The organism is Bradyrhizobium sp. 23, assembly GCF_023073295.1.
GTDB lineage: Bacteria > Pseudomonadota > Alphaproteobacteria > Rhizobiales > Xanthobacteraceae > Bradyrhizobium > Bradyrhizobium canariense_D.
In genome coordinates this window covers 233,709-236,458 of sequence record NZ_JADPJF010000037.1, presented here as the reverse complement: position 1 = coordinate 236,458, position 2,750 = coordinate 233,709, and the positions used below count along the sequence as shown (strand labels likewise).

Annotated in this window: 3 protein-coding genes; 1 reads left to right on the top strand and 2 read right to left on the bottom strand. The window is 64.8% G+C overall.

The annotated features are described in order from the left end of the window. Nucleotides 1-18: 18 nt before the first annotated feature. On the bottom strand, nt 19-750 hold the full coding sequence (locus IVB32_RS07190; RefSeq protein WP_018453502.1) for a response regulator transcription factor: 732 nt from the start codon (nt 748-750) through the stop codon (nt 19-21). Beyond that, nucleotides 747-1,286, bottom strand: coding sequence for a MarR family transcriptional regulator (locus tag IVB32_RS07185; protein WP_007596846.1), 540 nt, complete (start codon nt 1,284-1,286; stop codon nt 747-749). The genes IVB32_RS07190 and IVB32_RS07185 overlap by 4 nt, the downstream gene beginning before the upstream one ends. 338 nt (nt 1,287-1,624) lie before the next feature. On the opposite strand from IVB32_RS07185, the gene IVB32_RS07180 reads away from it, so the two are divergent. Next, on the top strand, nt 1,625-2,707 hold the full coding sequence (locus IVB32_RS07180) for a branched-chain amino acid aminotransferase (protein ID WP_026232543.1): 1,083 nt from the start codon (nt 1,625-1,627) through the stop codon (nt 2,705-2,707). The last annotated feature ends 43 nt before the right edge of the window (nt 2,708-2,750 follow it).

The window sequence follows — 2,750 nt, the reverse complement described above, 5'->3', positions numbered from 1 at the left end:
TCGGTGGCGGTTCACTCTTTATGGCGAGGCTACCAGCCGGTAGCCGATGCCGCGCACGGCCTGGAGGAACAGCGGATTGGCGGGATCGGTCTCGATCTTGCGCCGCAGGCGGTTGATCTGCACGTCGACGGCGCGCTCGTTGACGCTGCCATTGCCGGTCAGCGCGCTGCGCGGCACGGTCTCGCCCGGTGTCTCCGACAAAATCCGCAGCATCTCGCGCTCGCGGTCGGTGAGGTGAATGACGTCTTCGCCCTGGCGCAATTCGCCGCGGTCGAGGTGATAGATGTACGGGCCAAACGCGATCTTCTCGACCGCAGCGGCCTGTGGCGGCGGCGCGGCGCGCTTGAGGATGTTGTTGATGCGCAGCGCAAGCTCGCGCGGCTCGAACGGCTTTGCGACGTAATCGTCGGCACCGATCTGCAGGCCCTCGATGCGCGCTTCGGCTTCATGCCGCGCCGTCAGCATCACGATCGGCACCGAGGACGAGGTCCGGATGAAACGGGCGAGATCGAAGCCGGTCTCGCCGGGCATCATGACATCCAGGATCAAGAGGTCGAAGTGCAGGCCCAAAAGCTTGGAACGGGCATCGCTAGCGCTCGCGGCGGTCGAGACGCGATAACCTTCGCCGGCAAGGAAGCGCGAGAGCAGATCGCGGATGCGGCGGTCGTCATCGACCAGCAGGAGATGCGGGGCATCGTCTGCGGGACGTGCCGGCGGGCGTGCGAGCGTGGCAGCGAGCGGCACGGTCACTCCTTGTCCTGATTGACGGTGGCAAAGATCGTCTCGAGCACCTTGTCCGGATCGTCGCGGTCGATCATCGCGCGCAGGAAGCGCTTGACGGTCTCGGCATCCTGCGGCGCCATCTCGGCAAGCGCCTTGGTGATGCGCGTGGTCTGGAGGCCGGCGAGCTTCTGCACCAGCGCCTCGCCCTTCGGTGTCGCAAACAGCAGGCGTTGGCGGCGATCATTGTCGCCGGTCTTCTGCACGATATAGCCCTCGTCCAGGAGCTGCTTGAGCACCCGGCCGAGCGATTGCTTGGTGATGCGCAGGACGTCGAGGAGGTCGGCGACCTTGAGGCCGGGATAACGATAGACAAAGTGCATGACGCGGTGATGGGCCCGGCCGAAGCCGAACGCCTCCAGCTCCTGGTCGGGATCGCCGACAAAATCGCGATAGGCGAAGAACAGCAGTTCGATGATATCCCAGCGCAAATTGCCTCCGTCGTCTGCGGCCGGCCGCGGCCCGGCTGCGTCTTGAGAAGGAGTCGCGAAATTTATGTCAGGCATATTGACGTATCTTGGTCTCAATGTTACAAAACGATCAGCCCGCACGAAATTTTAGATCGTTTCGCGTCGGGTGGGCGTCGAAGCAAGGCGGCCGCAGTGGGCCGGACAGGCGGCAACGGCCGGAGCAGATCTACCGTGCGATGTCGAACGGCATTTCGGCAAAACATACTGGACTTCCGTCTTCCGCAAAAGCATGTCCTCCGTGACATGCTGGCCACGGAAACCGGCCGTAACAAGGCTGGCGGCGGTCCGGCCAGAAACCAATCGAGCCAGCCGGGCCCAAATCGGGGCAGGCGGGTGCCACAACGGCGCCGCTACCGGCAGCGGGAGGCAAGGACATGAGCATGAAATTCGACATCCAGCCCGCATCCAATCCGACCTCCGAGAAGGATCGGGTCGCCAAGCTGGTCGACCCCGGTTTCGGGCGGGTCTTCACCGACCACATGGCAGTGGTCCGCTACAACCAGGCCAAGGGTGGCTGGTACGAGGCGCGTGTCGAGGCCCGCGCCAATTTCCAGCTCGATCCGGCCGGCGCCGTCCTGCACTACGCCCAGGAAATTTTTGAAGGCCTCAAGGCCTACAAGCGCGACGACGGCGGCGTGAACCTGTTTCGCCCCGATGCCAATGCCCGGCGCTTCAAGGACTCGGCGGACCGCATGGCGATGGCGCAGCTCCCTGAAGACGTCTTCATCGAGGCGGTCGAGCAAATCGTGCGCATCGATCGCGCCTGGATGCCGGGCGGCGAGGGCAGCCTTTACCTGCGCCCCTTCATGATCGCGAGCGAGACCTTCCTCGGCGTCAAGCCGTCGTCCGAATACATTTTCGCGGTGATCGCCTCGCCGGTCGGCTCCTACTTCAAGGGCGGCCCCGCGCCGGTCTCGATCTGGGTGTCGGAGAATTACACGCGCGCTGCCGTCGGCGGCACCGGCGCCGTCAAATGCGGCGGCAACTATGCCGCAAGCCTGCGTGCGCAGGCCGAGGCGATCCAGCACGGCTGCGACCAGGTCGTCTTTCTCGATGCAATCGAGCGCCGCTACATCGAAGAGCTCGGCGGCATGAATGTGTTCTTCGTGTTCGACGACGGGTCGCTCTCGACGCCGCCGCTGGGCACCATCCTGCCCGGCATCACCCGCGACTCCATCATTGCGCTGGCCAAAGACGCCGGCAAGACCGTGCGTGAGGAGCCGTACTCGCTCGACCAGTGGCGCAAGGATGCGGCCAGCGGCAAGCTGAAGGAAGCGTTTGCCTGCGGCACCGCCGCCGTGATCTCGCCGATCGGCACGGTGCGCTCGGTGAGCGGCGATTTCGAGATCAGCGGCGGTGCCGCGGGCCCCGTCGCCATGGGCCTGCGCAAGCAGCTCGTCGACATCCAGTACGGCCGCACCAACGATCCGCACAACTGGATCCGGAAGGTGGATTGAGGCCCTTCTTCCTTCTCCCCTTGTGGGAGAAGGTGGCGCGAAG

What these genes read in the sequence shown, in the direction of transcription:
- IVB32_RS07185 (WP_007596846.1), bottom strand. Translation starts at nt 1,286, where the DNA reads ATGCCTGACATAAATTTCGCGACTCCTTCTCAAGACGCAGCCGGGCCG.
- IVB32_RS07180 (WP_026232543.1), top strand. Translation starts at nt 1,625, where the DNA reads ATGAGCATGAAATTCGACATCCAGCCCGCATCCAATCCGACCTCCGAG.